This is a genomic window from Actinoplanes sp. SE50/110 (assembly GCF_900119315.1).
Taxonomy (GTDB): domain Bacteria; phylum Actinomycetota; class Actinomycetes; order Mycobacteriales; family Micromonosporaceae; genus Actinoplanes.
Map to the genome: position 1 here is coordinate 8,361,203 of NZ_LT827010.1, position 24,589 is coordinate 8,385,791.

Genomic DNA, 24,589 nt, shown 5'->3' on the forward strand with positions numbered 1-24,589 from the left:
CTAATTCGTTACGCCGCAGGCCGGACGACGTCGATCATCGACAGACACCAACCTCGAAGATCAACAAAAAGATCAAGTTCTGGAGGTGCGCACATCCGCCGGGGTGCCGACCGCATGCTCCCGCGCGGGCCGGGCCACGGTGATCTGGCCGCTGACGCGTCCAGAGCGATCACCGCGGCCCTTCACTGCCCGCGGGTGGTCACCGAAAACCGAGGATCGCACAACCGGCGACCGGGGATCAGCGCTTGCCGAGCGGGACCACCAGCACGGCCTCGGTGCCGCCACCGGCCCGGTTGCGCAGCTCGATGCTGCCGCGCAGCTCGCCGGTGGCCAGCGCGCGGACGATCTGCAGCCCCAACCGGCCGGCGTCCGGCCGGAAGCCCTCGGGCAGGCCCTGACCGTTGTCGGCCACGGTGACGTGCAGCTGCTTGCGGAACCGGTGCGCGGCGACGACCACCTCGGCCGGCTGCTCCGGCGCGGGGGCGGGCTCGTCGTCCTCACCGGCCGGGAAGCCGTGCTCGACCGCGTTGATCAGCAGCTCGTTGAGCACCATCACGAGCGAGGTGGCGATCTCGGCGGGCAAAATCCCGAAGGTGCCCTCGCGGCGCATGTGCACCGGAAAGCTGGTGGCCGAGACCTCGGTGGCGGCGGTCGCCACCCGGTCCACGATCCCGTCGAACTCGACCGCCTCGTCGCTGGACATCGACAGCGTCTCGTGGACCAGCGCGATCGACGCGACCCGGCGGACCGACTCCTCCAGGGCCATCCGGGCCTCCGGCGCGTCCACCCGGCGGGCCTGCAGCCGCAGCAGCGCGGCCACGGTCTGCAGATTGTTCTTCACCCGGTGGTGGATCTCCCGGATGGTGGCGTCCTTGGTCATCAGCGCCCGGTCCCGGCGGCGCACCTCGGTGACGTCGCGGACCAGGACCAGCGCGCCGATCGGGACGCCGGCCGGGAGCAGCGGCAGCGAACGGGTGAGCACGGTGGCGCCGCGCGCCTCGAACTCCATCCGCGGCGGGAACTCGCCGCGCAGCGAGGAGCGGATCCGCTCGGCGACGTCGTTGCCCTCCAGCGGGTCGGCGGCCAGCCGGCTGGAGAGCCCGGCCAGCTCCTCGCCGACCAGGTGGGCGTTGAAGCCGAGCCGCCGGTACGCCGACTGGGCGTTCGGGCTGGCGTAGGTGACCTTGCCGGAGGCGTCCAGCCGGATCAGGCCGTCGCCGACCCGGGGCGCCGAGGTGGTCATCTCGCCGGGCTGCCGGGCCGGCGGGAAGGTACCGTCGGCGACCATCTGGGCCAGGTCGTCGGCGGTGGTCAGATAGTTGAGCTCCAGCTGGCTGGGGGTGCGGGCGGTGCTCAGGTTGGTGTCGCGGCCGATCACCGCGATCACCTCGCTGTAGCCCTCCTCGTGGTCGTTCTCGTCGCGGCGGCGCACCGGGATGGCCTCGTGGCGGGCCGGGGTGTCGCCGTACCAGACCGGGTCGCCCTCCCGCCAGATCCGCTCCTGGGTGAACGCGACCTCCAGGTGGGCCACCTCGGGGCCGCCGAATCGCCGGCCCACCTGGTCGTCCTGATACGCCGTGGGCGCCGTGGTCGGGCGCACCTGGGCCACGCAGACGAACTCCCGCGGCTTGTCGCCCTTGACCGGCACCCAGAGGAGCAGGTCGGCGAAGGACAGGTCGGAGAGCAGCTGCCAGTCGCCGGCCAGGCGGTGCAGGTGGTCGATGTCGGCGGAACCCAGGCTGGAGTGTTCCTCGACGAGATCGCGCAGGGTGGACACACGCCAAGCCTGCCACGCCGATGTTTCGTCTAAAGCGTGCTGGTCACCTTCTTCAGACCGCGGGGGGCGTCCGGGTCCTCGCCCTTGGCCAGCGCCAGTGCGAGCGCCAGCTTCTGCAGCGGCAGGATGTCCAGCAGCGGGCTGTACCGCTCGTCGACGGGCGGGACGGCCAGCCTGCCGGCCGGGCCGACGGTGAGCACGTCGGCCTTGCGCTCCTCGAGCCGGGCCAGCACGTCGGCCATCGACCTCCCGCCGGGGCCGCCGCCGACCACGGCCAGCACCGGCACGTCGGTGTCGGTCATCGCGAGCGGGCCGTGCAGCAGGTCGGCGCCGGAGAAGGCCAGCGTCGGCACGTACGACGTCTCCATCAGTTTGAGCGCCGCCTCGCGCGCGGTCGGGTAGGCGTAGCCGCGCCCGGTGGTGACCATGTGCGGCGCGAACCGGTAGCGCTGGGCCACGTCCTCGGCGGTGTGGTCGGCGAGCACCCCGGCGGCCAGCGCGGGCAGCCCGGCCAGCGCGGCCCGCTCCTCGGCGGGCAGCCGCCCGTCGCCGGCCCGGATGCCCTCGACCAGCAGCAGCATCGCGAGCAGCTCGGCGGTGTAGGTCTTGGTGGCGGCGACCGCGCGCTCGTGTCCGGCGGCCACGTCGACGGCCAGCTCGGCGGCCCGGGCCAGCGGCGACTCCGGGTTGTTGGTGACCGCGAGGGTGAGCGCGCCGGTCTCCCGGGCGGCGGAGAGCACGCCGGTCAGGTCGGGCGAGCCGCCGCTCTGGCTGACCCCGATCACCAGGGTGCCGGTGAAGTCGGGCCGGGCGCCGTAGAGGGTGATCGCGCTCGGCGACGCGCTGGCCACCGGGAGACCGAGCCGGATCTCGGTGAGGTACGCCCCGTAAAGCGCGGCGTGGTCGGAGGTGCCACGGCCGACGAAGAGCACGTTGCGCGGGCGGCGGGCCGCGATCTCCGCGGCGACTCCGGCGATCGCGTCGGCGTGCGGCCCGTCGAGCAGGCGGGCGAATCCCTCCGGCTGCTCCGCTATGTCCGCTGCCATCCCGTGGCCTCGCTCTGTCATGTCATCCTCCCCAGATGAGCAGTTCTCGCGCAATAGATGCGCAGTCTTGCAAGAAAAAGCTTAGTACGTCAATCTTTCGCGCACTACTGCGCAGCCGCGAGGACTGACAGATCGCGTCGCTGCCCGTACTGTCTTCACTCGTGGACGCCCACCCCCCGGTCCCGCACGACCTCACCCTCGCCCGCGCCGCCCTGGACGCCGGCGAGATGAGCCAGGCCGCCCGCCACCTGGCCGGGGCGCTGCCCCACGCACCCACCCTGCCGGAGATCCACGAGCTGCTCAGCCGATTGGCGGCCCGGGCCGACGGCGCGCTGGACCTGTTCCCGCTGGAGCCGCACGCCCCGGCCGGCCGGGTGGCCGCGCACGCACACCTGCTCGCCGCGGCCGGCCGCCCGGAGGACGGGCTGGCCCTGCTCGCCGCGGCCAGCGGGCACACCCCGGACGTCGACTGGGCCGGGGTGCCGTGGGTCAGCGACCCGGTGCTCGGCGGCCGGATCGACCCGGACGCACTGGCCCGGACGGTGATGCGGCTGTGCACCGCGGTCGGCGACCCGGCCCCGGCGGCGGCCGCCGAGCCCCTGCGCCCCTACCTGACCGTGGTCCGGCACACCGTGGCCGCGCACGGCGAGCACGCGATGCTGCTGGGCGCCGGCTCGGCGCTGGCCCGTCGGCTGGGCGAGGCCCGGCTCGCGATCGACTGGGCGACCCGCGGCGCCCGCTCCCGGCCGTCCAAGCTCGGCGAGATCTGGCTGGGCTACGCGTTCCGCAGTGCCGGCCGGATCCCGGAGGCGCTGGCCGCGCTGCGCCGGGCGGTCATGTACGACCCGGACGACCTGTCCGTCTACGCCGACGTGGCGGCCACCCTGGCCGACCTGGGCCGGCTCGACGAGGCACTGAGCTGGACCGACCGCGCGCTGGAACGCGACCCGCGGTTCGACTGCGTGGTGCACACCGCGCAGCGGCTGCGGTTCCGCGCCGACGGCGAGGTGGCCCACCTGATCGCGCTCGCCGACTTCGTCCGCGACCACCCGGACGACACGCACGAGCACACCGACCTGGACGACTGCTGCCGGGACGTGCCGTGGCTGAGCGGGCTGCCGGCCTCGATGTCCCGGCTGGCTCCCGGCCGCCCCACAGTCAACGGCGATCCGTCACCGGACGCGCGGGACCGGCTGCTGCGGGTCGCCTCGACCGGCTGGCCGCACCCGCCGGCCGCCTACGACCGGGCGCTGGGCCTGGTCCTGGTCGAGCCGTGGGAGCTGCTCGCGCTGCTCGGCCATCCCGCGGTGACCGGCGCGGCCGACCCGGGCGCCGCCGAGGTCTGGGCCTGTCTCGGGCTGCTGCACCACGGTTCCGAGGAGGCGTGGCTGGACTCCACCCGGCGTCGGCTGCTGCTCGGCCTGCTCGACGGCGAGGTCGACCGGGTCACCCAGGCGGCGCTGTTCGCGCTGGTCACCTACGCCTGGGTGGATCCGGAGGCGCGGGCCGACGTGGCCGCCGTGGTGGCCGGCCGATTCGCCGAGGTGGCCGGTGGGCCGCACGCCCGGGCGGTCGCCGAGCTGGCGCTGGCCACCCCGGAGCTGGCCCGGCCGGCCCGCGAGCTGGCCGCGGCCACCGTCCGCACGCCGGTCATCCCCCGCCAGCGCAGCCGATCCTACCTGCTGCGCTGGCTGAAGAAATGAATCAGTTGATCACCGCGATCAGGTCGCCCTCCTGGACCACGTCCCCCTCGTGCACGGCGAGCTCGCCCACCGTGCCGTCGGACTCGGCCACCACCGGGATCTCCATCTTCATGGACTCCAGGATCACCAGGGTGTCGCCCTCGGCCACGGCCTGACCGACGCCGGCCACGACCTTCCACACGTTGGCCACCATCTCGGCACGGACTTCTTCGGCCATTCCGGATCGCCCTTCCTCGTCACGTTTCCAGGGAAGGTCATCAAATCACGGATCCCGGACGGGTAGGTCCGGGGCGGCCCATCCCCGCCGACTACGATCGGCGACTGAGCAAGCGTGAGGAAGGAGGCCCTTATGGCCAAGAAGGCTCGCAAGAAGAAGGCCCGTAAGAAGAGCGGCGCGAACCACGGCAAGCGCCCCAACAGTTAACATGGCCTCGCTCCGCTCGGCGGGCACTTCGCCCCTCAACGTCGATGACGAGAGCACCGAAAAACAACTGCGCTCTGCTTGTCGTTTTTCGGCACTCTCGTCATCGACGGGCGAAGTGCGCGGTGGTTGCGGTTCGAGACGGTGAGGGCCCGGCAGCGCACACGCTGCCGGGCCGCTTAGTCCAACGGTTACGGAAGGTACTCCCGGGTCTCGGTCTGGGCCTCCAGCTGGACCAGCTTGACGCGCAGCCGGTCGCGCAGCTCGGCCGGCGCCCGCTCGTCGCCGCAGCAGCGGCCGACCAACGCCTTCACCTCGTGCTCGATGCCGAACTCGCGCAGGCAGCCGGAGCACTCGTCCAGGTGTTTCTGGATCAGGCGGCGGCGGTCCTCGCTGCACTCCAGGTCGAGGTAGAGATACACCTCGCTGAGCACGATGCTGCAATCGGTCTCGTGTTCGGTCTCGTCGCTCGGCATCGGGTCACGCCTCCTGCGGCTCGGACGCGGCCCGGGTGATGCCCCGGTCGGCGGCGTATCCGACGAGCAGCTGGCGCAGGTTGCGCCGGCCGCGGTGCAGGCGGGACATGACGGTGCCGATGGGCGTGCCCATGATGTCGGCGATCTCCTTGTACGAGAAACCCTCGACATCGGCGAGGTAGACGGCGAGCCGGAAGTCCTCCGGCAGGGACTGCAGCGCTTCCTTGATGTCGCTGTCCGGGAGCCGGTCGAGCGCCTCGGTCTCCGCCGAGCGCAGTCCGGTCGAGGTGTGCGACTCGCTGGAGGCGAGCTGCCAGTCGGTGATCTCCTCGGTCGGCGACTGCAGCGGCTGCCGCTGCTTGCGCCGGTACGAGTTGATGTAGGTGTTGGTCAGGATCCGGTACAGCCAGGCCTTGAGGTTGGTGCCCTCCTCGAACTGGTGGAAGGCGGAGAACGCCTTGAGGAACGTCTCCTGCACCAGGTCCTCGGCGTCGGCCGGATTGCGCGTCATGCGCAGGCCGGCGGCGTACAACTGATCCACGAACGGCAGCGCGTCGCGCTCGAAGCGCTCGCGACGCTCGTCGACACGCTCTTTCTGGGCCACCCTGGACTCCCCCCTCGACCGCCCCGCCGAGGATACGGGTAGTGCCCCAGTCACGCTCTCGAAAACCGGTGTGCTCACGCTCACCGGGGCGGCGGCGGGCGCCGGCTCGGTGGCCGGCCACTCCGGAGCATCCAGAAGTTCCCGCACCCGGGTCGCCTCCCGGCGCTCGCGCATCCCGCGCTCGGTACCGGTACGCACCACTGACACCCCTTCCGCCATTGTTCTTCCGGGGTGTGCAACGCCGGCGGCCCGCTCAGAATTCCGCGGCCCAGCCGTGTCGTGCAAGCCACCCGAGCACGGCCGCCACGGTGCCCGGAAGATCCTTGCGCAGGTCGTGCACCGCACCGGGCCGCACCACGACCTCCACCGCGCCGCCCGGCCCGGGCACCCCGAACGGGTCCCGGTCGCCGTTGACCACCAGCGTGGGGATCCCGGCCGGCAGCTCCGCCGCCCGGCTCTTCTCCGGCCTGCCCGGCGGGTGCAGCGGGAAGGCCAGGGCCAGCACCCCCGCGGCGCCCAGGTCGGCCGCGGTCCGCGACGCGACCCGCGCTCCGCTGCTGCGCCCGCCCACGATCAGGGGAATTCCGGGTACGCCGTGGGCCCGCACCACCGCGGCCCACCCCTCGTCGAGGTGCCCGGCGGGGGCCGGCGCCCGCCGTCCGGCCACCCGGTAGGGCTGGGTCACCAGAAGCACGCGCACCCCGGCCGCGACCGCGGCGTCGTGCACGGCGACCAGATCGGGCGCGTCCACGCCACCACCGGCCCCGTGCCCGAGGAACAGCTGGGCGCGCGCCGGGCCGGCCGGGCCGGTGATCCGGACCCGGGCCGGCCCGCGCGGCGTTTCGACGATGTGCTCGGAGCTGGACACAAGCTCCGATTCTGTCAGCGGCTGGCGGGTTCCAACGTCAGGAACCGGCGGTCCTCGTCGTCCGTGGCGCCGTCGTCGACCGGCTCGCCGTCCGGCTGGACCCGCTCGCGCCAGGCGACCAGCATGGCCCGCCGCTCGCGGGGCGTGGTGCCGCCCCAGACGCCGTGGCAGTCGCCGACCTGTAGTGCCCAGGCCAGGCACGGGCCCTGCACCGGACAGGTGCCGCAGAGTGCGACCGCACCACCGGACGGCTCGTTCGGCGCGGGAAAGAACGTTTCCGGATCAACGGTCCGGCAGGCTCCCCGTGTGCGCCACGCCTCGTCGGTCCGGCGTTGCGCTATCGCCTCGAGCAGCCGCGGGTCACGTCGCGCGATGGCCACCTCGTGCGGACGCGGCATGCGTGCTCGTGTCATCAGCCCACCTCCCCCGTGGGACCGGAACTGCTGTGGCGCCCGTTCCGCACCTTGCGGACGAAACCACTCCGGCGCTGGTTTGTACCGCACGGTACAAGATCAGAACAAGGGGGTGATCTATGTTCGCGCAAAGTTCTCCGCCGGAAATGCGTGCATACTCCGACAAAGAACTTCGTTGATCTTCCTGAGTTCAGAAAAGCGTCACCTCGGCCGGCGGAGTCAGCAACTCCGGGCCGTTGTTGCGCACATTGCCGACCGCCGGGCCGACCGGGCGCACCTCGATGCCGGCCAATACCGGCGTGGCCGGCGGCCGCAGCAGCGGCTCCGGATCGCCACCGCCGGCCAGCCAGTCCGCCCACCGCTCGGGCGGCAGGATCAGCGGCATCCGGTCGTGCACCGCGGCCAGCGGGCCGAGCGCCGCGGTGGTGATCACGCTGCAGGTGAGCATCGGCTCGGGGCCCCAGGCGGACCAGATCCCGGCCAGCGCGAGCGGGGAGCCGTCCGCCGGGGTCAGGTAGAACGCCTGCCGACGCTTGCCGTCGCGGACCCACTCGAACCAGCCGTCGGCCGGGACCAGGCAGCGCCGGCGGGCGAAGGACGGGGCGAACGCCTTCAGCGTGGCCACCGTCTCGGCCCGCGCGTTGATCATCCGAGCACCCTGCCGGGGGTCGGTGGCCCACGGCGGGACCAGGCCCCAGCGGGCGGTGCCGAGCACCCGGGCGGCATGCGTGACCGACTCGCGGATCAGCGGCACCGGGTCGGTGGGCGCCACGTTCCAGCTCGGCGACAGCTCGCCGGCCAGGTCGACCGCCTCGAAGAACCGGCTGAGATCCGCGTTGGTCCGCGTCGTGGCATAGCGGCCGCACATGAGACGCAGCGTACGCCGGTGGAAACGGTGGCCGCGGACCCGGAACGCCGTGGAAATGGTGGAGTCGCAACGATCACCCGGCGAGAATCGCTCGCCGCGTCCCGGGAGGCGGGAACGCGCGCCGGAAATGTCGGCGGGCGGCGGCAGAATGGCCTCCATGGCTGCTGAACTCCGCCCCTGGCTCGCCCCGTCCGCCGCCGGCCCGGTCACCACCACCGTGCGCCTGCCCGGCTCGAAGTCGATGACCGCCCGCGCGCTGGTGCTCGCCGCGCTGGCCGACGGTCCGTCGGTGATCGAGGCGCCACTGCGGGCGCGGGACACCACGCTGATGGCGACCGCCCTGGGCGCGCTCGGGGTGGCCGTGGACACCTCGGGCGGCGACAGCTGGCGGGTCGAGCCGGGCCCGCTGACCGGCCCGGCCCGGATCGACGTGGGCCTGGCCGGCACGATCATGCGGTTCCTGCCACCGGTCGCGGCGCTGGCCGAGGGCACCGTCGAGTTCGACGGCGACCCGCACGCGCGCAACCGGCCGATGGGCCCGATCCTCGACGCGCTGCGCGCCCTCGGGGTGCGGCTGGACGCGTCGCCGACCGGTGGGCTGCCGCTCACCGTGCACGGCGCCGGGCTCATCGAGGGCGGCGCGGCGGTGGTCGATGCCTCCGGCTCCAGCCAGTTCGTCTCCGGCCTGCTGCTGTCCGCCGCCCGGTTCACCAAGGGGCTGACCCTGCGGCACGAGGGCCCGCCGGTCCCGTCCGCCCCGCACCTGCGGATGACCACGCACATGCTGCGCGCGGCCGGCGCCGTCGTCGACGAGAGCGTGCCGGACGTCTGGGTGGTCGAGCCCGGCCCGCTGCACGGGCGCACCTGGGTGATCGAGCCCGACCTCTCCGGCGCGCTGCCGTTCTTCGCCGCCGCCCTGGTCACCGGCGGCACGGTCACCCTGGCCGGCTGGCCGGCGCAGAGCTGGCAGCCGGTCGGGCAGCTGACCGACCTGCTCACCGCGTTCGGCGGCGAGGTCACCCGATCGGCGGACGGGCTGACCGTGCGTGGCACCGGCACGCTGCACGGGATCACCGCCGACCTGTCCGAGGTGGCCGAGATGACCCCGGTGCTGTCCGCCCTCGCGGTGCTCGCCGACGGGCCGTCCGAGCTGCGCGGCGTCGAGCACATCCGGGGCCACGAGACCGACCGGATCGCGGCGCTCGCCACCGAGCTGGGCCGGGTCGGCGCCGGGGTGACCGAGTTCCCGGACGGGCTGCGGATCGAGCCGCGGCCGCTGCACGGGGCCTCGTTCGAGACCTACGCCGACCACCGGATGGCGCACGCCGCCGCGGTGATCGGACTCTCCGTCCCGGGCGTTCAGCTCACCGACGTAGGTTGTACGTCGAAGACGTTGCCCGAGTTCCCGGAACTCTGGGCGGGACTCACGACAGGGAGTTAGTTCTGCCAGGGCGTAAGCGGGAGTACGACGAGGACGACGTGCGGGTGCGGCCGGGGCGGTCGTCGCGCCCGCGCACCCGGACGCGTCCCAAGCACGACGACGCGGTGGACGCGCTGGTGATCACCGTCGACCGCGGGCGGTACGGGTGTGTCCAGGAGGACACCGGGGCCGACCCCGAGGTGATCACCGCGATGCGGGCCCGCGAGCTGGGCCGCAAGTCGGTGGTGGTGGGCGATCGGGTGGCCCTGGTCGGCGACACCTCCGGCGACGCCGGGTCGCTGGCCCGGATCGTCCGGATCGGCGAGCGCACCTCGGTGCTGCGCCGCACCGCGGACGACGACGACACCACGCCCGAGGGGCGGCTGGAGCGGGTCGTGGTGGCCAACGCCGACCAGCTGGTGATCGTCAGCGCGCTGGCCGACCCGCCACCGCGCACCGGATTCATCGACCGCTGCCTGGTCGCCGCGTACGACGCCGACATCGAGCCGCTGCTCTGCCTGACCAAGGCCGACCTGTCCGGCCCGGAGCAGGTGCTCGACTACTACGCCGAGCTGGACCTGCCGCACGTGCTGGTGCGCCCGGGCAGTGACCTGGCCGAGCTGCGCGAGCGGCTGGCCGGGCGCATCTCGGTGCTGGTCGGGCACTCCGGGGTGGGCAAGTCGACGCTGGTCAACCGCCTGGTGCCGGACGCGTTGCGGGCGGTCGGCGCGGTCAGCGCGGTGGGCAAGGGCCGGCACACCTCGACCAGCGCGGTGGCGCTGCGCCTGCCGGCCGTCGGCAGGTCGCGCAAGGATCCGGGGTGGATCATCGACACCCCGGGCATCCGCAGCTTCGGGCTCGCCCACGTCAGCGCGGAGAGCCTGCTGCACGGCTTCCCCGACCTGGTCGAGGGCACCCTGGAGGACCAGCCGAACTGCGGGCACACCGCCGCCGACACGGACTGCAGGCTCGACGCGTGGGTCGGCGAGGGGCGCGCGGACCGGCGGCGGTTAGACTCGTACCGCCGCCTGCTGTCCTCAAGAGCCGGCGATCTGGACTCGCGAGATCACCCGGCCGACGAGTGACCTGGCGCAGACATTGACCACCACGCATCGCGTCCGCTGACGTCGAGCGGCCTCACAACGGCTAGCGAAGCGAGGGCGTTGTCAGGTCGCTCGACGTCAGCGTCGGAGGGCGCGATGCCGCGGAGCCGGAGGCGACGCCATCCACACCGACGACCTCGCTCTTGCCCACACCCTCGCTGACGCGGCCGACTCCATCTCGATGGCCCGATTCCGGGCGCTCGACCTGAAGGTGGAGGCCAAGCCGGATCTGACGCCGGTGTCCGACGCGGACACCGCGGTGGAGAAGGCGATTCGGGCGACCCTGGCCCGGGCCCGGCCGCGGGACAGCGTGCTGGGCGAGGAGTTCGGGCGGTCCGAGGCGGCGGCCGGCCCGGGCACCCGGCACTGGGTGATCGACCCGATCGACGGCACCAAGAACTACGTGCGCGGGGTGCCGATCTGGGCCACCCTGATCGCGCTGATGGAGGGCGACACCCCGGTGGTCGGCCTGGTCTCCGCCCCGGCGCTGGGCCGGCGCTGGTGGGCGGCGCGCGGCCTGGGCGCCTTCGCCGGGAGGCATCAGCACGCCGCGACCCGGATCGGCGTCTCCCAGGTGCGCCGGCTCGCCGACGCCAGCGTCTGTTACGCCAGCCTGAACGGCTGGCAGGCGAACGGCCGGCTGCCGCAGATGCTGGACGTGCTGCTCGGGGTATGGCGCAGCCGGGCGTACGGCGACTTCTACGGCTACATGCTGCTGGCCGAGGGCGCGCTGGACGCGATGGCCGAGCCGGAACTGTCACTGTGGGACATGGCCGCGCTGATCCCGATCATCACCGAGGCTGGTGGCAAGGTCACCGATCTCGACGGACGGGTCTGCTCCGACAAGTCGTCGGTGATCGCCACCAATGGCCTGCTGCACGAAAGCCTGCTCACCGCTCTGACCCCCCGGGGTTGACCATCCTCGCACGGGGTACTTCCCATGCATGCCCGTCGTGGGCAAATGTCCGGATCCGCCGTCGCCGACATGCGCGGCGGAGACGCGCTATGCACAATGGAGCGATCATGCCGAGCGAGGTTCGTCAGCTGGTGGACCGCGGCCAGAGTTATCCCCTGGTCCGGCTGACCGGGGTGCTCGACGCACGGACCTCCGGGTCGGTCCGCTCCACCCTGCTCGACGTGCTCGCCGGTCAGCCGGAGGCGGTCGTGGTCGACGTGACCGGCCTGCAGCCGCCCCGCGAGGAGGCCCTGGACACGCTGCGCGCGCTGCGCGAGGAGACCCGGGACTGGCCGGCCGCGCGGCTCGCGCTCTGCGGCGCGCAGAGCCCGCTGTGGCAGCCGGCCGGCTGGCCGGTCTGGCCCGACCCGGAGAGCGCCTTCGCGGCCCTCGGCACGCCCGGCGCCGGGCTGCGGGTCAGCCTGGACCTGGAACCGGTGAGCGGGGCCGCGCGCCGGGCCCGGGAGCTGATCACCGAGACCTGCCTGCGCTGGTCGCGGGCCGAGCTGGCCGGGGACGCGTGCATCGTGGCCACCGAGATGGTGAACAACGTGGTGGCGCACGTCCGCACCCCGATGCGGGTGCTGCTGGCCCGGCTCGGCGAGACGGTGAGCATCGCGGTCCGGGACGGCTCGCCGGTGCTGCCGGCGTTCACCGGGCCGGTCGCCCCCACCGCGTACGGCGGCCGGGGCCTGCTCCTGATCGATGCGGTGGCGGTCCGCTGGGGCCGGCTGGCGCTGCCTGACGGCAAGGTCGTCTGGGCCCATCTGAACGCGTAACGGATCACGGTATGACCAGCCGACACGCGGGTACATTGCGCACATGCGAGACAACGACTACCCCACCGAAGTGAGCGATCCGGAGGCCTCGGGCCTGCCGGACACCGCCGACGACGACTCCACCGCGTACGACGAGGTGGACAGCGGCCGATGGGCCGACGGCCCGGACCCGGCGGCGCTCGCCGGGGTCGGCCCGGGCGGCTCGAACCGGTTCGGCGACACCGCGGAGGAGGCCCTGCAGGGCGAGGGGCTGGACCGGCGGCTGCGCCAGGAGGAGCCGGACTTCGGCGCCGGGGACACCGGCGGGGCGGACCGCGACCCGATCGACGAGACGGTCGACGACCCCGAGCAGCGCCGGCTGGACCGGGACGTCTGGGGGGAGAGCCCGACCTCGGACCCGGATTCCCCGGTCTCGCTCTACGACGACGGCCAGCTCGACGACGACAGCCCGGGCCGGGTGGGCCGGCTGGTCGCCCCGGACGGCGGGTCCGGCTTCGACGACGAGGCGGACAGCGTGGCGTGGGACGCGGGCGCGGCCGGCGGTGGTGCCAGCGCCGAGGAGCTCGCCATGCACGAGACCCACGAGCTGGACTGACCCCGGTCACTCAGCGTCGATCTTGCCCTTACCGGCCCGGCCCGTGCAGAGTCTGTGCGGACACGAGGTGGGGGTAGGGCGAAGATGGGTCACGGGGTGCGCTGGCTGCGGCCGTTGCTGGCGGCCGTGGTCGCCGCCGGCGGGCTGACCGTGCCCGGGGTCGCGCACGCGTCGACGGTCAGCAGCACCGTGTTCAGCGACGGCTTCGGCGGTGACCGGTTCGCCCCGGTCGACGCGGGCCGGTGGGTGGGCGACACCCGGGACGCCTGGCTGGACGGTGACGGGCACGCCGTGGTCGGCTCGTGGCTGCTGACCGCGGCGACTTTCGGTCAGTCCGGCGGGCACGCATCGGCGCGGATCCGGACCGGCCGGTGGGGCGCCGCCTGGCAGGCGCTCGGGGTGCTGGGGCCGGACGGCGGCGGGATCTCCGGGCAGGCCGAGTCGCTCGGCGACCGGGACACCGCCGACGGGGATTTCCACACCTACGCGATCGACTGGACCCGCACGTCGTTCGTCTGGTCGATCGACGGCGCCCAGGTGCTGCGGCTCACCCCGGACGACGCCGGGCAGCCGTTCCGGCTGGCGCTGAACCTCGGCGGCGGCGGGCGGTACTCGGACGCGATCGTGGTCGACTCGGTGAGCGTGTCGGTGCGGGTGACGCTGAAGCCGGGCTGGAAGCCGTTCACCACCTACCGCATCGGCGATCAGGTGAGTTACCGGGGCGCCAACTACCGGGTGAAGGCGCAGCACACGGCCCTGCCGGGGTGGCAGCCCGGGCTCGTACCGGCGCTCTTCGAAAAAGTTTAAAAGTTTGTTGTTATTCCGGGGTTCCGGAACCCGTCTCCATTGACCCACGACAGTCCATCTCTAAAGACTGTTTGGAGTAACGGCACCCTCTCCCCCCGGAGGCCCCCATGCGCAAGTTACGAATGTTGCTCGGTGCGGCGATAGTCGCCACCACGCTCGCGTCCTCGCTCTACGTCTCGTCCCGCAACGACAATGCGGACGCCGCGGTCGTCTGGAACGAGGACTTCAACGGCGCGGCCGGCACCGGCGTCGACACGTCCCGGTGGAACTTCGACACCGGCGGCAGCGGCTTCGGCAACCAGGAACTGGAGTACTACACCAGCGGAACCGGCAACGTCGCGATGGACGGCCAGGGCCACCTGGTGATCACCGCCCGCAAGGGCAGCGGCGGACACAACGACTGCTGGAACGGCACCTGCCAGTTCACCTCCGGCCGGATCCAGACCGCCGGCAAGTTCACCCAGCAGTACGGGCACGTCGAGGCCCGGATCCAGGTGCCCAACGGCTCCGGCCTGTGGCCCGCCTTCTGGATGCTGGGCGGCAACAACTGGCCGACCGACGGCGAGATCGACATCATGGAGGTCGTCGGCCGCGACCCGAACCGGCTGTTCGGCACCCTGCACGGCCCCGGCTACTCCGGCGGCAGCTCGTACGGCGGCCAGCTTCTCGCCGGCGCGCCGTGGTACCAGGCGTTCCACAACTACGCGGTGGACTGGTCGCCGAACCTGATCGTCTGGACCGTGGACGGCCAGGAGTACTTCCGGGCCACCCCGGACTCGCTGCACGCCGCCAAGGGCAACGTGAACTGGGTCTACGAGCACCCGTTCTTCGTCATCCTCAACCTGGCGGTCGGCGGCAACTTCGGCCAGGGCAACCCGGCCGGGCTGCCGGCCGAGAGCAGGATGCTGATCGACTACGTGCACGTGAGCACCTCGACCACGCCGACCACGCCGCCGGCCACCACCGGCAACGCGCTGAGGAGCAACCTGAACGGCCGCTGCATCGACATCCCCGGGTCCAACCCGGTCGACGGCGCGCGCCTGCAGATGTACGACTGCAACGGCACCGGCGCGCAGAAGTGGACCTTCAACAGTGACGGCACGCTGCGGGCGCTCGGCAAGTGCATGGACCCGGCCGGCGGCGCGCTGACCAACGGCACCCCGATCCAGCTGGTCGCCTGCAACGGCAACCCGGTGCAGCGGTTCACCCTGTCCGGCGCCGGCGACCTGGTCGACGTGTCGGCGAACCGGTGTGTCGACATCAAGGACAACAACCGCGCGAACGGCGCTCAGCTCCAGCTCTGGGACTGCGCCGGCACCGCGAACCAGAAGTGGGTCAAGAGCTGATCTTGTAGCTGTCGCCGTAGACCTTCCAGGTCAGCGGCGTGTCGAGATCGAGGTTGCTGCCTTTCAGGAAGACCCGCTGCGCGGTGTCGACCCGGGTGGTGTCGCTGTGCGCCGCCTCCTGGCGCATCTCGACGTCCCGGGAGTCCAGGAAGGCCTCCAGGTAGCTGATCTCGTCCCCACCCTGAGACGGTGTGCTCCGGGCCCGGACCGCCCGCTCGCGGATGGCCCGCAGCCCGGAGATCCCGTGCATCACCGCCGCGTCGTAGTACGCGAACTGCCCCAGCGCCCGCAGCCCGTCCGACTCGGCGAGGTGCACGGCCGGGGTGAAGTACATCCGGTCCCGGGCGTCCTGCTGGGTCTTCTGGAACACCGGGTCCTTCGCGGCCGCCCGCCAGGCGGCCGGGAAGCCCGGGTCCAGGCCCCGGTGCGAGTCGGTGCCGTCCACCCCGCGCAGCGCCGGCAGATACGGCGCGAGCACGTTCGACGGCTTGCGGCGCACGTAGTCGGCGACCACGGCCAGCATGTCGTCGGTGCCCGAGCAGAAGCCGATGATCCCGCCGGTGTATCCCCGGCCGTCGCCCAGATCCTCCAGGTAGCCGTACTCGCCGCGCCAGTTCAGCGTCGAGTTCTCCGCGCTGGAGACGAGCTGGAACGCGGTCTCCTTCTTGGCGTGGGCGGTCAGCGCGGCCGCGGCCGGCGGCACCCCGGCGCCCGGTGTCGCACCGGACTCGGGCACCCGGGCGTACGGGCCCGGCCCGTACGCCCGCACGTCCCACAACGAATATCCGTTCGGGGTGCCCTGCCGGGTGGCCAGCACCCGCAGGTAGCGCCCGTGCCCGTGCAGGCCGCGCAGGTCGTCGACGCCGCCGTCGCCGGCCTCGGTCCGGTACATGTCGGTCCAGGTCGCCCCGTCGTCGGAGAGTTGCACCCGATAGCCCCGGGCGTACGCCTGCGCCCAGTGCAGCCGGACCCGGGTGACCTCCTGCGCGGCGCCCAGGTCGACCCGCAGCCATTCGGTGCCGTCGGTGGCGCCGCTGGCCCATCGGGTGCCGACGCCCCGGTCCACCCCGGCGGAGGCCAGCCAGGCCACGCTCAGCGTCGACGAGGCGAGGGCCGGGCGGCCGATGCTGAGCAGCACGTCGGCGGAGGCGTTCGCGGCGACCGAGATCGCCGGCGGAATGCTGAGGACGGCCGCGATCCCGCAACCGACTGCCACCGATCGCCTACTCCGCGTCCGCATTCTCCCAAACTAGGCAAGATCCGTCAGCGGCGCTTGCGATTCCGCGAAATCAACACGATCACCAACACGATCGCGGCAATCACGAACAGGCAGCACAGCCCACCACCGAAGAGGAACCCGAAACCGCCTCGGGTCCGGTAGCGGCGGCGGGCCGCCTCGACCGCCACCTCGGACGTCCCGTTGCCGGCCGCCCAGGCGTGCACCGGGATCACCAGGGTCAGCATCGCGCCGGACACCACCGCGGCCAGCCGGGTCCACCACTTCACCATGTGAGCCATGTGCCCCATGCTGGCGGATGGAAGCAACGACCGCACCCGGAGTAACCACCGATCAGCCGGGTACTGACCGGGGACCGACGGGAGGGAAACGCATGGACGCGCGACTCGAGGCGCTGGCCGCGGCACACGGGGTGGCCACCTGGTACGAGAACTACCAGCGCAAGCGGACCGAGGTGGCCCCCGAGTCGGTGATCGGGGTGCTGGGCCTGCTCGGCGTCGACGCGGGCGACCCGGCGGCCGTGCCGGAGGTCACCGCGCCGGAGGTCCCCGGGACCATCGTGCTGCGCGAGGGGCAGAGCCGGGACCTGCCGGCGGCCGCCGAGCTCACCCTGGAGGACGGGACCACGCGCACCGTCGACCGGCTGGCCGGGCTGCCGCTGGGCTGGCACCGGCTCGGCGACCGCACCACCGTCGTGGTGGTCCCGGCCGAGCTGCCGAAGGCGCCGGTCACCTGGGGCTGGATGCTGCAGCTGTACGCGCTGCACTCGGCCGAGTCGTGGGGCATCGGCGACCTGGGCGACCTGCGGGCCTTCGTGTCCCAGTGCGGGGACGCCGGGCTGGTGCTGCTCAACCCGCTGCACGCGATCACGCCGGTGCCGCCGGTGCCGGCCTCGCCGTACTCGCCGTCCAGCCGGCGCTTCGCGAACTCGCTCTACCTGCGGATCGCGGACACCCGGGAGTATCAGCGCGCGGATGTCGACGTACAGAAGCGCATTGATGCCCTTAAACCGGAGACCGGCGAACTGATCGACTACACCGCGGTGTGGACCGCGAAACTCGCCGCCCTGGAACTCCTCTGGCCGCTCGCGGAGCCCGTCGACCTGGACGCCGATCCGGGCCTGACGGATTTCGCCCGCTTCTGCGCACTCGCCGAACAGCACGGCCCGAACTGGCAGACCTGGCCGGAAGAGCTGCGCCACCCCGGCTCCCCCGCGGTGCGGGCCTTCCGCAGCGACCGGATCGCCTTCCACGCCTGGGTCCAGCACCTGGTCGAGGAGCAGCTGGACCGGGCCCGGGAAGCGGCCGCCGGGATGCCGGTCGGCATCGTCCACGACCTGGCCGTCGGCATCGACCCGACCGGCGCCGACGGCTGGCTGCTGCAGGACTCGCTGGCACCCGGCGTCCGGGCCGGCGCGCCGCCGGACGCGTTCAACCAGCTCGGCCAGGACTGGGGGCTGGCCGCCTGGCGCCCGGACCGGCTGATCGCCACCGGCTACGCCGCCTATCGGGACATGCTGCGCCGGATCTTCCGGCACGCCGGCGGGCTGCGCGTCGACCACGTCGCCGGGCTGTGGCGGCTGTGGTGGGTGCCACCGGGCATGGGTCCGGCCGAGGGCACCTACGTGCACTACGACCCGGAGGCGATGCTCGGCATCCTGGCCCTGGAGGCGCAGCGCGCCGGCGCCGTGGTGATCGGTGAGGACCTGGGCACCGTGCTGCCGGAGATGACCGAGACGCTGGAACGGATGAACATGCTCGGCTCGTCCGTGCTGTGGTTCACCCGGGACTGGGACACCGGCGAGTTCCGGCCCGCGGCCGACTACCGGCGCAACGCGCTGGCCAGCATCTCCACCCACGACCTGCCGACCGCCGCCGGGTTCCTGGCCGGCGAGCAGGTGGAGGTCCGCGCCCGGCTGGGGCAGCTGGCCGGCACCGTCGAGCAGGAGTGGGCGACCTGGAAGGCGGACAAGGCCGCGCTGCTGGAGCTGCTGCGCGCCGAGGGCCTGACCGGCACGGACCCGACCAGCGAGGAGGTGGTGCTGGCCATGCACGAGTTCCTGGCCCGCACCCCGTGCCGGCTGGTCACCGCGTCGCTCTACGACGTGCTGCTGGAACGTCGGCAGCCGAACCTGCCGGGAACCTTCGACGAGTACCCCAACTGGCGGATCCCGCTCGGTCCGGACCTGTCCGAGGTGGTGAAGGATCCGATCTTCCGCAAGGTTGCCGGGATTCTGGGTAAGCGGAAGGCCGAGACAGGTCAGAGATTGACGGAAGGGACCACGCCATGAGCTTCCTGGACAAGGCCAAGGAATTCGCCGACCAGCACGACGAGCAGGTCGACCAGGGTCTGGAGAAGGCCGGCGAGCAGATCGACCAGCGGACCGGCGACAAGTACTCCGAGCAGATCGACCGCGGGGTGAACGAGGCGCAGAAGCGGACCGGGGCCGGCGACACCCAGCCCTGAGCGCGACGCGGGCCCGGCTCGGTGAGCCGGGCCCGCTCTGCTCAGATGTTCAGCGGCTCCGGCGGCGGGTCGTCGTCGAGGGCGTACAGCATGGGGTGCAACGGCAGGAACGTGTCCGGCTTGCGGCACGACGCGGGCGGGAGCAGCGACGAGCGGTGCTGCGGGTGCTCCGAGCAGTGCCGCATGGCGCGGCTGACGGCGTCCGGATGGTGCCGGCCGCCGCCGTACTCCCCGCAGCTGTCGCAGTCCCAGCGCCAGAACGGCAGGCCCTCCTCGGAGGTGTGCCGGCGGATCTTCAGCGGTGGCCCGGCCCGGTGCTTGGCCGCATGCAGGATCGCCGGCATCGCGATGGCCGGCGGCGGCCCGGGCGGGCGCCGTTGCCCGCCGATGAGCTCGGCCAACAGGTTGCTGGTCACCGTCACCTCCGTGGGTCGAAGCGTTGGTGACAGTGTGAAACAGCCTTATCCGAACTTTATCCGGTAATGCCGGAAACCAGCCCCAGTGAGGACGGCGTCACGCCCGGGAAGACCGAGGCCACGTCGCCCACCCCGCAGCGGGTCCGGAGGATCTCGCCGATCACCGCCCGGTAGTCGGTGGTCACCGCCAGGTCGCCGTCGCAGAGCTGGGCCGGGCTCAACCCGGGCCAGGTGCCGTAGACCTGCCCGCCGCGCACCCCGCCGCCGAGCACGAACATCGCGTTGCCGTACCCGTGGTCCAGGCCGGCCGAGCCGTTCTGCGCCACCCGCCGGCCGAACTCGCTGATCGTGATCAGGGTGACCCGGCGCAGGCCGTCCGCGCCGAGGTCGGTGGCGAACGCCGCGATCGCCGCGGCCAGCTGGGCCAGCTGGTCGTGCATCCGCCGGCCGGTCTGGGCGATGCCGAGGTTCTCGTGCATGTCCCAGTCGCCGGAGTCGACCGTGGCGGTCATCAGCCCGGCCCGCGCCTTGATCAGCCGGGCCACGTCGCGCAGCGCCCCACCCAGGTCGGTGGCCGGGTAGACGGCGCCGTTGGCCGGCGTGTACCCGGCCGCCTTCAACGCCTTGGCCCGGGCCAGCGCCCCGGTGAGCTGGTTGACCGGGCCGGTCAGCCCGGCCGGCGCGCCGCGGTAGAGCGCCGCCATGGTGGCCGCGAGCGGCTTGGTGGCGTCGTCGCCGGAGAGCGCGAGCCCGTCCACCGAGGTGACCCCGAGGTACGGCGCCGGGCCGGCGAGCACCCGGGCCGGGCGCGCGGTACCCATCGCGATCGCGTCGAAGGGGTCGCCGGCGTGCAGGGTGCCGAGCATCCGGTTGAGCCAGCCGGTGCGCAGCGAGGTGCCCGGGGCGGCCCGCTCCAGCTCCTCCATGGCGGAGAAGTGCGACCGGTTCGGGGCCGGCTGGCCGACCGCCTGGATCGCCGCCAACCGGCCCGAGTTCCAGAACGGCAGCAGCGGAGCCAGCGCCGGGTGCAGCCCGAAGAACGATCCGGCGCCGATCAGCTGGCTCTTCGGCACCCCGATGGTGGGCCGGGCGGTGTAGTAGGCCGGGTCGCCGGCCGGTACCACCGCGGACAGCCCGTCGAAGCCGCCGCGCAGCGAGAGCAGCACCAGCACGTCACCGGAGTAGGCCGGGTCGGCGGCGAAGGCGAGCTGGGTGTCGAGCTGCGAGCCGGCCAGCCCGGCGAACGCGCCCGCGGCCCCGGCGGCCAGCAGCCGGCGGCGGGAGAGGGTCTCTCGGCAGGTCACAGTCGTCCTCATCTCAGGGCGAAATTGGGCGAGTTCAGCAGCATCGTCATCAGGTACGGGTACATCCAGCCCACCGCGGGATCGTTGTACTTCAGTGGCGAGGCCGGTGTCTTGCCGTAGAAGGCGGCCAGCGCGGCGGTCTGGTCGGGGCCGAGCCGCACCCCGAGCAGTCGCTCCGCGGTCGCGTCGATCAGCGCCTGGTAGGTGGCCGGCCGGGCACCGATCATCGCGGTCAGCAGGTCGGCCGGCTTGACCAGGTCGGTCGGCCAGTAACCGGCGGCCAGCGACAGGTGGAAGTTCCACCGCACCAGCAGGCCGGACGGGGACGCCCAGGCGGCGGCGACATCCGGGTAGCCGTTCGGCGGTCCCCAGAGCAGCGGGGCGTGACCGGCGTTGCGGGCCATCCAGTAGATCGACTCGAACGACTTGGTCCCGCTCGGCGGCGGTCCGTACCCGAGGATCCGCACCGTGGCCGCCAGGTCCTCCAGCGGGGTGCGGGTCTTCGCCCCGATCGCCGCGGCGAACTCGGGCGCGGTGAACAGCGCCCGCAGCACCGGCGCGATCGCCGACCGGCTGTCCAGATAGACCTTGACCAGTTTGGTGACCAGGTCGGGCGACGGCTCGTCGGCGACGAACCGGACGCACAGTTTGGTGACGATCCGGCGGGCGGTGGACGGGTGCAGCGCCAGGTAGTCGAGGAAGGCCAGGGTCGCCGCCTCGCCGCCGGTGGTGGTGGCGTTGGCGTGGCTGAACCCCAGGATCCGCACCGGGCCGGTCACGTGGTTGGCCGCGTCGTACCGGTAGGCGCCGGTGGTGTTGTCCACGGTCATCCCGCTGAGCAGCTTCGCCGCGTCCTTGACGTCCGCCTCGGTGTAGCCCAGTCCGACGGTGTGCAGCTCCAGCAGTTCCCGGCCGTAGTTCTCGTTCGGCGCCTGCCGGGTGGAGAACCGGTTGTCCAGGTAGGTGAGCATCGCCGGGTGCCGGGCCGAGGCCTTGAGCAGGTCGGCGAAGCTGCCCAGGGCGTACCTGCGGATCACCGCCCGGTCGTAGTCGGTGCGGCTGTCCCACACGTCGCCGGACGGGCAGGTCACGTTGAGGTGGTTCGACCAGAAGTCCACCATCACCTCGAACAGCTGCCGCCTGCTCCAGATGGCCCGGATCGGCGCCGCGAACGACAGCTGCCACATCGGCGTCCAGTCGTGCAGCTTCAGCTGTCCGGCGGTGACCCGGGCGTGGATGTCGGTGATGCTCAGCCCGCACAGCGGCAGCCGGGAGATCAGCTCGTCGGCGACCGGGTCGTCGATCGAGCCGGGGTCGAGCTGCCGGTCCAGCCAGGCGGTCGCGCCCAGCCTGCGGATCTCGGCGATGGATTCCGGGCCGGGCCCGAAGGTGGCCCGCCGCAGCAGGTGCAGCAGGGGGTCGGCGGGAAGGAGCCCGGCGACGCCCGGGTCCTCGATCACCACACCCGGTTCGACCGCGGTGCGCAGGCCGGGGCCGGCGGTGGAGGAGGCCAGGGCGGGCGTACCCGTGGTGAGCGCGGCGGCGGCGCCGGCCGCGACCGCACCGCCGATCGCGGTACGCCGGTTCAGGGTCTGCTCGGCAACTGTCACGGAGGAACAGTCGGAAGTTTCCCGCGCCACCATCGCGTTCCCCGCTCCGCGCTACCAAGCTGCTCCCCGGACAATGGTCGGATGGCACAGCGCAGGGCATCGCGACGGCGGGTGGAGACGGTCGCCTCGGGCGTCGCGGAGCTGGTTCCGGACCCGGACCGGGACACCGCGTTCACCCTGCTGCTGGACGGCGCGCCGCAGTCGCACGTGGACCTGGCCGACCCGGCGTACCTGCAGTTCGAGTACGTGCGGCGGATCGCCGCGGCGATCGACCTGGTGGCCGCCCCGGGCCGGCCGCTGCGCGCGCTGCATCTGGGTGGCGGCGCGCTGACCCTGCCGCGCTATCTGGCCGCCACCCGGCCCGGTTCGGCGCAGCGGGTGGTCGAGATCGACGGGCCGCTGGTCGAGCTGGTCCGCCGGGAGCTGCCGCTCCCCGCGCAGGCGAACATCCGGGTCCGGGTGGGTGACGCGCGCGAGGCTGTCGAGGGCATGCGCGACGGCGGGTACGACGTGATCGTGCTGGACGTGTTCGCCGGCGCCCGCACCCCGGCCCATCTGGCCTCGGCCGAATTCGCCGCGCAGGTGGCCCGGGTGCTGGCCACGGACGGCTGGCTGATCGCCAACATCGCCGACGGCCCGCCGCTGCGGCACGCCCGCGCCCAGGTCGCCACGATCCGGTCGGTGTTGCCCCAGGCCTGTCTGGTTGCCGACGCGTCGGTGCTGCGCGGCCGCAGGTTCGGCAATCTGGTGGTGCTCGCCGGTCGCACCCCACCCCCGGTGGCCGAGCTGACCCGGCGAGCCGCGGGCGACTGGTTCCCCGGGCGGGTGGAGACCGACCTGGAGCGATTCGCGGCCGGGGCGGTCCCGGTGCCGGACGCCACCGCGACAGCGTCACCCCTGCCCCCGGCCGGCCTGTTCGATAACCGAAAGTAACGGATCGGTCGGCCGATGGTTCATCGGTCATTACCGTCCGGTGTCACTTTCGCAAGTTCCGGTGTGATTCGCGTCGGGTCGCTGGCGACACTGGTAGGACAAGGCTGTAATCGTTTGGCCGCGATCATCCCGCTGCGGCGTGAACGGGGAAGGCAACCATGTTCCACCAGCACTTCCTGTCCGCTCCGGGCACCGACCTCGGACCGCTGGACAGCGGCGAGCGGGTGCTCTGGAAAGGCCGCTGCGCGGCCGCGGAGTACGCGTTCGACGAGGCGTCCTCGCTACCGCGCTGGACCCTGCCGGAAGAGACCGAGGTCCTGGTCACGGACCGCCGGGTTCGCTATACGTATGCGGACGAGAGCACGGTGCGTAATGGCGAGTTGTTCTGGCTCTGGCCGCAGCACCTGCGTGTGCAGCCGGGCAACCGGGACGCCGGCCGCACCGCCACGGTGACCCAGATCCAGCTGGTCTGCAACGGGCCGGAGGGCAGTTTCCCGGCCCTGGTGTTCGCCGGCGGCGACCTGGCCACGGTGGGCGACGCGGACCGTCTGGCCAACGTGCTGCGTCAGGCGATCGCCCGGTTCCGGGTGGAGAACGCCACGGAGATCGGGGTGGCGCCGGCGCACGCGCGGATGCTGTCGCGTCAGGTGATCGGGCCCGAGTTCACCAACTATCAGGGCGGTGCGGGGCAGACGGTGACGCTGCTGGGCGCGGTCCCGGTGCCCGCCCCGGAGCCCGCCTACCCCGAGCCGATCTACGCCGAGGCCGTCTACGACGAGCCGGCGTACGAGGAGCCGGTCTACCGGGAGCCGGTGTACGAGGAGCCCGTCCGTCAGGAGCCGGCCTATCAGCAGCCGGTCTCCGGGATGCCGATCTCCGCCTCCCGCGGGTACGGCGAGCGGCCCGGACTGGCCGCCGACGCCGAGCGCGCCGAGCAGGCGTTGCGCGCCGAGCAGGATTCCCGGCAGGCCCAGCCCGACCTCGCCTCGCGCGCGTCCAGCCTGGCCGCCCGGATCGCCGGTCTGGTCGCCGGCACCGACGAGGACCCGTTCGGGCGGACCGCCAACCTGTCGTCCTACCTGAACCGTCCGGACGACGCCGCGTCCGGCCGCTGAGGGGCTCTGGCCGCCCGACGCTGCGGCCGGCCCGATCAGGCCGCTGAGGACGCCGGCCGCCCCACGCGGCGGCCGGCCCGATCAGGCCGCTGAGGACTCCGGCCGCCCGGCGCGGCGGCCGGCCCGGTCAGGCCGCAGACGGCTCGGGCCGTACGTAGCAGCGGCCGGCCGCCACCCGCTCGGCGTGCACCCGGTGCGCCCGGCGCAGCAGGTCGGTCAGGTCGCCGTGCTGCCGGTACCGCGCCGGCAGGCTCTGCAGGTTCCGCTCCTCGTCGAGAAGCAGGTGGTACACCTCGTCGCAGTAGGCCGGATCCTTCTCGATCTCGA

General features: G+C 72.8%; 26 protein-coding genes. 13 read left to right on the forward strand and 13 right to left on the reverse strand.

Annotated elements, in window-relative coordinates:
- Positions 1 to 238: 238 nt before the first annotated feature.
- Positions 239 to 1,777: a sensor histidine kinase gene (locus tag ACSP50_RS37260; RefSeq protein ID WP_014694504.1), complete on the reverse strand. Its 1,539-nt coding sequence runs from the start codon at positions 1,775 to 1,777 to the stop codon at positions 239 to 241.
- A 29-nt stretch (positions 1,778 to 1,806) separates the two neighbouring features.
- Positions 1,807 to 2,823: an SIS domain-containing protein gene (locus ACSP50_RS37265; protein ID WP_043512934.1), complete on the reverse strand. Its 1,017-nt coding sequence runs from the start codon at positions 2,821 to 2,823 to the stop codon at positions 1,807 to 1,809.
- A gap of 161 nt (positions 2,824 to 2,984) precedes the next feature.
- Here ACSP50_RS37265 and ACSP50_RS37270 point away from each other — a divergent pair, with 161 nt between their 5' ends.
- The gene (locus ACSP50_RS37270) at positions 2,985 to 4,526 is read left to right on the forward strand and encodes a tetratricopeptide repeat protein (protein ID WP_014694506.1); all 1,542 of its coding nucleotides are present in this window, start codon (positions 2,985 to 2,987) and stop codon (positions 4,524 to 4,526) included.
- Between the two features lies 1 nt (position 4,527).
- Here ACSP50_RS37270 and ACSP50_RS37275 read toward each other — a convergent pair whose 3' ends face one another.
- A complete protein-coding gene (locus ACSP50_RS37275; RefSeq protein WP_014694507.1) occupies positions 4,528 to 4,743 on the reverse strand; it encodes a biotin/lipoyl-binding carrier protein in 216 nt (71 codons plus the stop codon).
- Between the two features lie 132 nt (positions 4,744 to 4,875).
- Here ACSP50_RS37275 and ACSP50_RS45285 point away from each other — a divergent pair, with 132 nt between their 5' ends.
- Entirely contained in the window at positions 4,876 to 4,950 is a 75-nt protein-coding gene (locus ACSP50_RS45285; RefSeq protein WP_369700219.1) for a 50S ribosomal protein bL37, read from the forward strand.
- Between the two features lie 188 nt (positions 4,951 to 5,138).
- Here the strand turns inward: ACSP50_RS45285 and rsrA are convergent, their stop codons facing one another.
- The 5 genes from rsrA to ACSP50_RS37300 form a co-directional block, all read right to left on the reverse strand.
- Positions 5,139 to 5,423 carry a mycothiol system anti-sigma-R factor gene (rsrA, locus tag ACSP50_RS37280; protein WP_014694508.1) on the reverse strand — a complete coding sequence of 95 codons (285 nt, stop codon included), beginning with the start codon at positions 5,421 to 5,423 and terminating at the stop codon, positions 5,139 to 5,141.
- 4 nt (positions 5,424 to 5,427) lie between these two features.
- The gene (locus tag ACSP50_RS37285; protein ID WP_172898931.1) at positions 5,428 to 6,201 is read right to left on the reverse strand and encodes a sigma-70 family RNA polymerase sigma factor; all 774 of its coding nucleotides are present in this window, start codon (positions 6,199 to 6,201) and stop codon (positions 5,428 to 5,430) included.
- A 79-nt stretch (positions 6,202 to 6,280) separates the two neighbouring features.
- Positions 6,281 to 6,895 carry an alpha/beta family hydrolase gene (locus tag ACSP50_RS37290; RefSeq protein ID WP_014694510.1) on the reverse strand — a complete coding sequence of 205 codons (615 nt, stop codon included), beginning with the start codon at positions 6,893 to 6,895 and terminating at the stop codon, positions 6,281 to 6,283.
- Positions 6,896 to 6,909: 14 nt separating this feature from the next.
- On the reverse strand, positions 6,910 to 7,308 hold the full coding sequence (locus tag ACSP50_RS37295; RefSeq protein ID WP_014694511.1) for a WhiB family transcriptional regulator: 399 nt from the start codon (positions 7,306 to 7,308) through the stop codon (positions 6,910 to 6,912).
- A gap of 190 nt (positions 7,309 to 7,498) precedes the next feature.
- Complete coding sequence (locus ACSP50_RS37300; RefSeq protein WP_014694512.1) at positions 7,499 to 8,176, reverse strand: SOS response-associated peptidase; 678 nt, start codon at positions 8,174 to 8,176, stop codon at positions 7,499 to 7,501.
- A gap of 148 nt (positions 8,177 to 8,324) precedes the next feature.
- Between ACSP50_RS37300 and aroA the strand changes: the two genes are divergently transcribed.
- The 7 genes from aroA to ACSP50_RS37335 all read left to right on the forward strand — a co-directional run bounded on the left by aroA (position 8,325) and on the right by ACSP50_RS37335 (position 15,181).
- Entirely contained in the window at positions 8,325 to 9,617 is a 1,293-nt protein-coding gene (aroA, locus tag ACSP50_RS37305; protein ID WP_014694513.1) for a 3-phosphoshikimate 1-carboxyvinyltransferase, read from the forward strand.
- Positions 9,618 to 9,661: 44 nt separating this feature from the next.
- The gene (rsgA, locus tag ACSP50_RS37310) at positions 9,662 to 10,681 is read left to right on the forward strand and encodes a ribosome small subunit-dependent GTPase A (protein WP_014694514.1); all 1,020 of its coding nucleotides are present in this window, start codon (positions 9,662 to 9,664) and stop codon (positions 10,679 to 10,681) included.
- A 199-nt stretch (positions 10,682 to 10,880) separates the two neighbouring features.
- Positions 10,881 to 11,615, forward strand: coding sequence for an inositol monophosphatase family protein (locus ACSP50_RS37315; RefSeq protein WP_014694515.1), 735 nt, complete (start codon positions 10,881 to 10,883; stop codon positions 11,613 to 11,615).
- 107 nt (positions 11,616 to 11,722) lie between these two features.
- Complete coding sequence (locus ACSP50_RS37320) at positions 11,723 to 12,433, forward strand: anti-anti-sigma factor (protein ID WP_231956794.1); 711 nt, start codon at positions 11,723 to 11,725, stop codon at positions 12,431 to 12,433.
- A 43-nt stretch (positions 12,434 to 12,476) separates the two neighbouring features.
- Positions 12,477 to 13,028, forward strand: coding sequence for a DUF5709 domain-containing protein (locus tag ACSP50_RS37325; RefSeq protein WP_014694517.1), 552 nt, complete (start codon positions 12,477 to 12,479; stop codon positions 13,026 to 13,028).
- Positions 13,029 to 13,112: 84 nt separating this feature from the next.
- Positions 13,113 to 13,835 (forward strand): carbohydrate-binding protein, encoded by a 723-nt coding sequence (locus ACSP50_RS37330; protein WP_014694518.1) that lies wholly within the window; start codon positions 13,113 to 13,115, stop codon positions 13,833 to 13,835.
- Between the two features lie 107 nt (positions 13,836 to 13,942).
- The gene (locus tag ACSP50_RS37335) at positions 13,943 to 15,181 is read left to right on the forward strand and encodes a glycoside hydrolase family 16 protein (protein ID WP_014694519.1); all 1,239 of its coding nucleotides are present in this window, start codon (positions 13,943 to 13,945) and stop codon (positions 15,179 to 15,181) included.
- Here ACSP50_RS37335 and ACSP50_RS44945 read toward each other — a convergent pair.
- Both ACSP50_RS44945 and ACSP50_RS37345 read right to left on the reverse strand, forming a co-directional pair.
- A complete protein-coding gene (locus ACSP50_RS44945) occupies positions 15,171 to 16,397 on the reverse strand; it encodes a chitosanase (RefSeq protein ID WP_014694520.1) in 1,227 nt (408 codons plus the stop codon). The genes ACSP50_RS37335 and ACSP50_RS44945 overlap by 11 nt on opposite strands.
- A gap of 47 nt (positions 16,398 to 16,444) precedes the next feature.
- A complete protein-coding gene (locus ACSP50_RS37345) occupies positions 16,445 to 16,699 on the reverse strand; it encodes a hypothetical protein (protein ID WP_043512950.1) in 255 nt (84 codons plus the stop codon).
- 92 nt (positions 16,700 to 16,791) lie between these two features.
- Between ACSP50_RS37345 and malQ the strand changes: the two genes are divergently transcribed.
- Together malQ and ACSP50_RS37355 are read left to right on the forward strand one after the other, a co-directional pair.
- Complete coding sequence (malQ, locus tag ACSP50_RS37350) at positions 16,792 to 18,708, forward strand: 4-alpha-glucanotransferase (protein WP_014694522.1); 1,917 nt, start codon at positions 16,792 to 16,794, stop codon at positions 18,706 to 18,708.
- Positions 18,705 to 18,884 carry an antitoxin gene (locus ACSP50_RS37355; protein ID WP_014694523.1) on the forward strand — a complete coding sequence of 60 codons (180 nt, stop codon included), beginning with the start codon at positions 18,705 to 18,707 and terminating at the stop codon, positions 18,882 to 18,884. The genes malQ and ACSP50_RS37355 overlap by 4 nt, the downstream gene beginning before the upstream one ends.
- Positions 18,885 to 18,925: 41 nt before the next feature.
- Here ACSP50_RS37355 and ACSP50_RS37360 read toward each other — a convergent pair whose 3' ends face one another.
- Genes ACSP50_RS37360 through ACSP50_RS37370 form a run of 3 tightly spaced genes read right to left on the reverse strand, consistent with a single transcriptional unit; the run spans position 18,926 to position 22,214 of the window.
- Positions 18,926 to 19,300 carry a hypothetical protein gene (locus tag ACSP50_RS37360; protein WP_014694524.1) on the reverse strand — a complete coding sequence of 125 codons (375 nt, stop codon included), beginning with the start codon at positions 19,298 to 19,300 and terminating at the stop codon, positions 18,926 to 18,928.
- Positions 19,301 to 19,356: 56 nt separating this feature from the next.
- The gene (locus tag ACSP50_RS37365) at positions 19,357 to 20,604 is read right to left on the reverse strand and encodes a DUF1501 domain-containing protein (RefSeq protein WP_014694525.1); all 1,248 of its coding nucleotides are present in this window, start codon (positions 20,602 to 20,604) and stop codon (positions 19,357 to 19,359) included.
- Between the two features lie 8 nt (positions 20,605 to 20,612).
- The gene (locus ACSP50_RS37370) at positions 20,613 to 22,214 is read right to left on the reverse strand and encodes a DUF1800 domain-containing protein (protein WP_231956795.1); all 1,602 of its coding nucleotides are present in this window, start codon (positions 22,212 to 22,214) and stop codon (positions 20,613 to 20,615) included.
- A gap of 81 nt (positions 22,215 to 22,295) precedes the next feature.
- Between ACSP50_RS37370 and ACSP50_RS37375 the strand changes: the two genes are divergently transcribed.
- Together ACSP50_RS37375 and ACSP50_RS37380 are read left to right on the forward strand one after the other, a co-directional pair.
- Positions 22,296 to 23,147, forward strand: a complete 852-nt coding sequence (locus ACSP50_RS37375) for a spermidine synthase (RefSeq protein WP_014694527.1) — start codon at positions 22,296 to 22,298, stop codon at positions 23,145 to 23,147.
- 158 nt (positions 23,148 to 23,305) lie between these two features.
- Positions 23,306 to 24,262: a hypothetical protein gene (locus ACSP50_RS37380; RefSeq protein ID WP_014694528.1), complete on the forward strand. Its 957-nt coding sequence runs from the start codon at positions 23,306 to 23,308 to the stop codon at positions 24,260 to 24,262.
- Positions 24,263 to 24,589 lie beyond the last annotated feature (327 nt).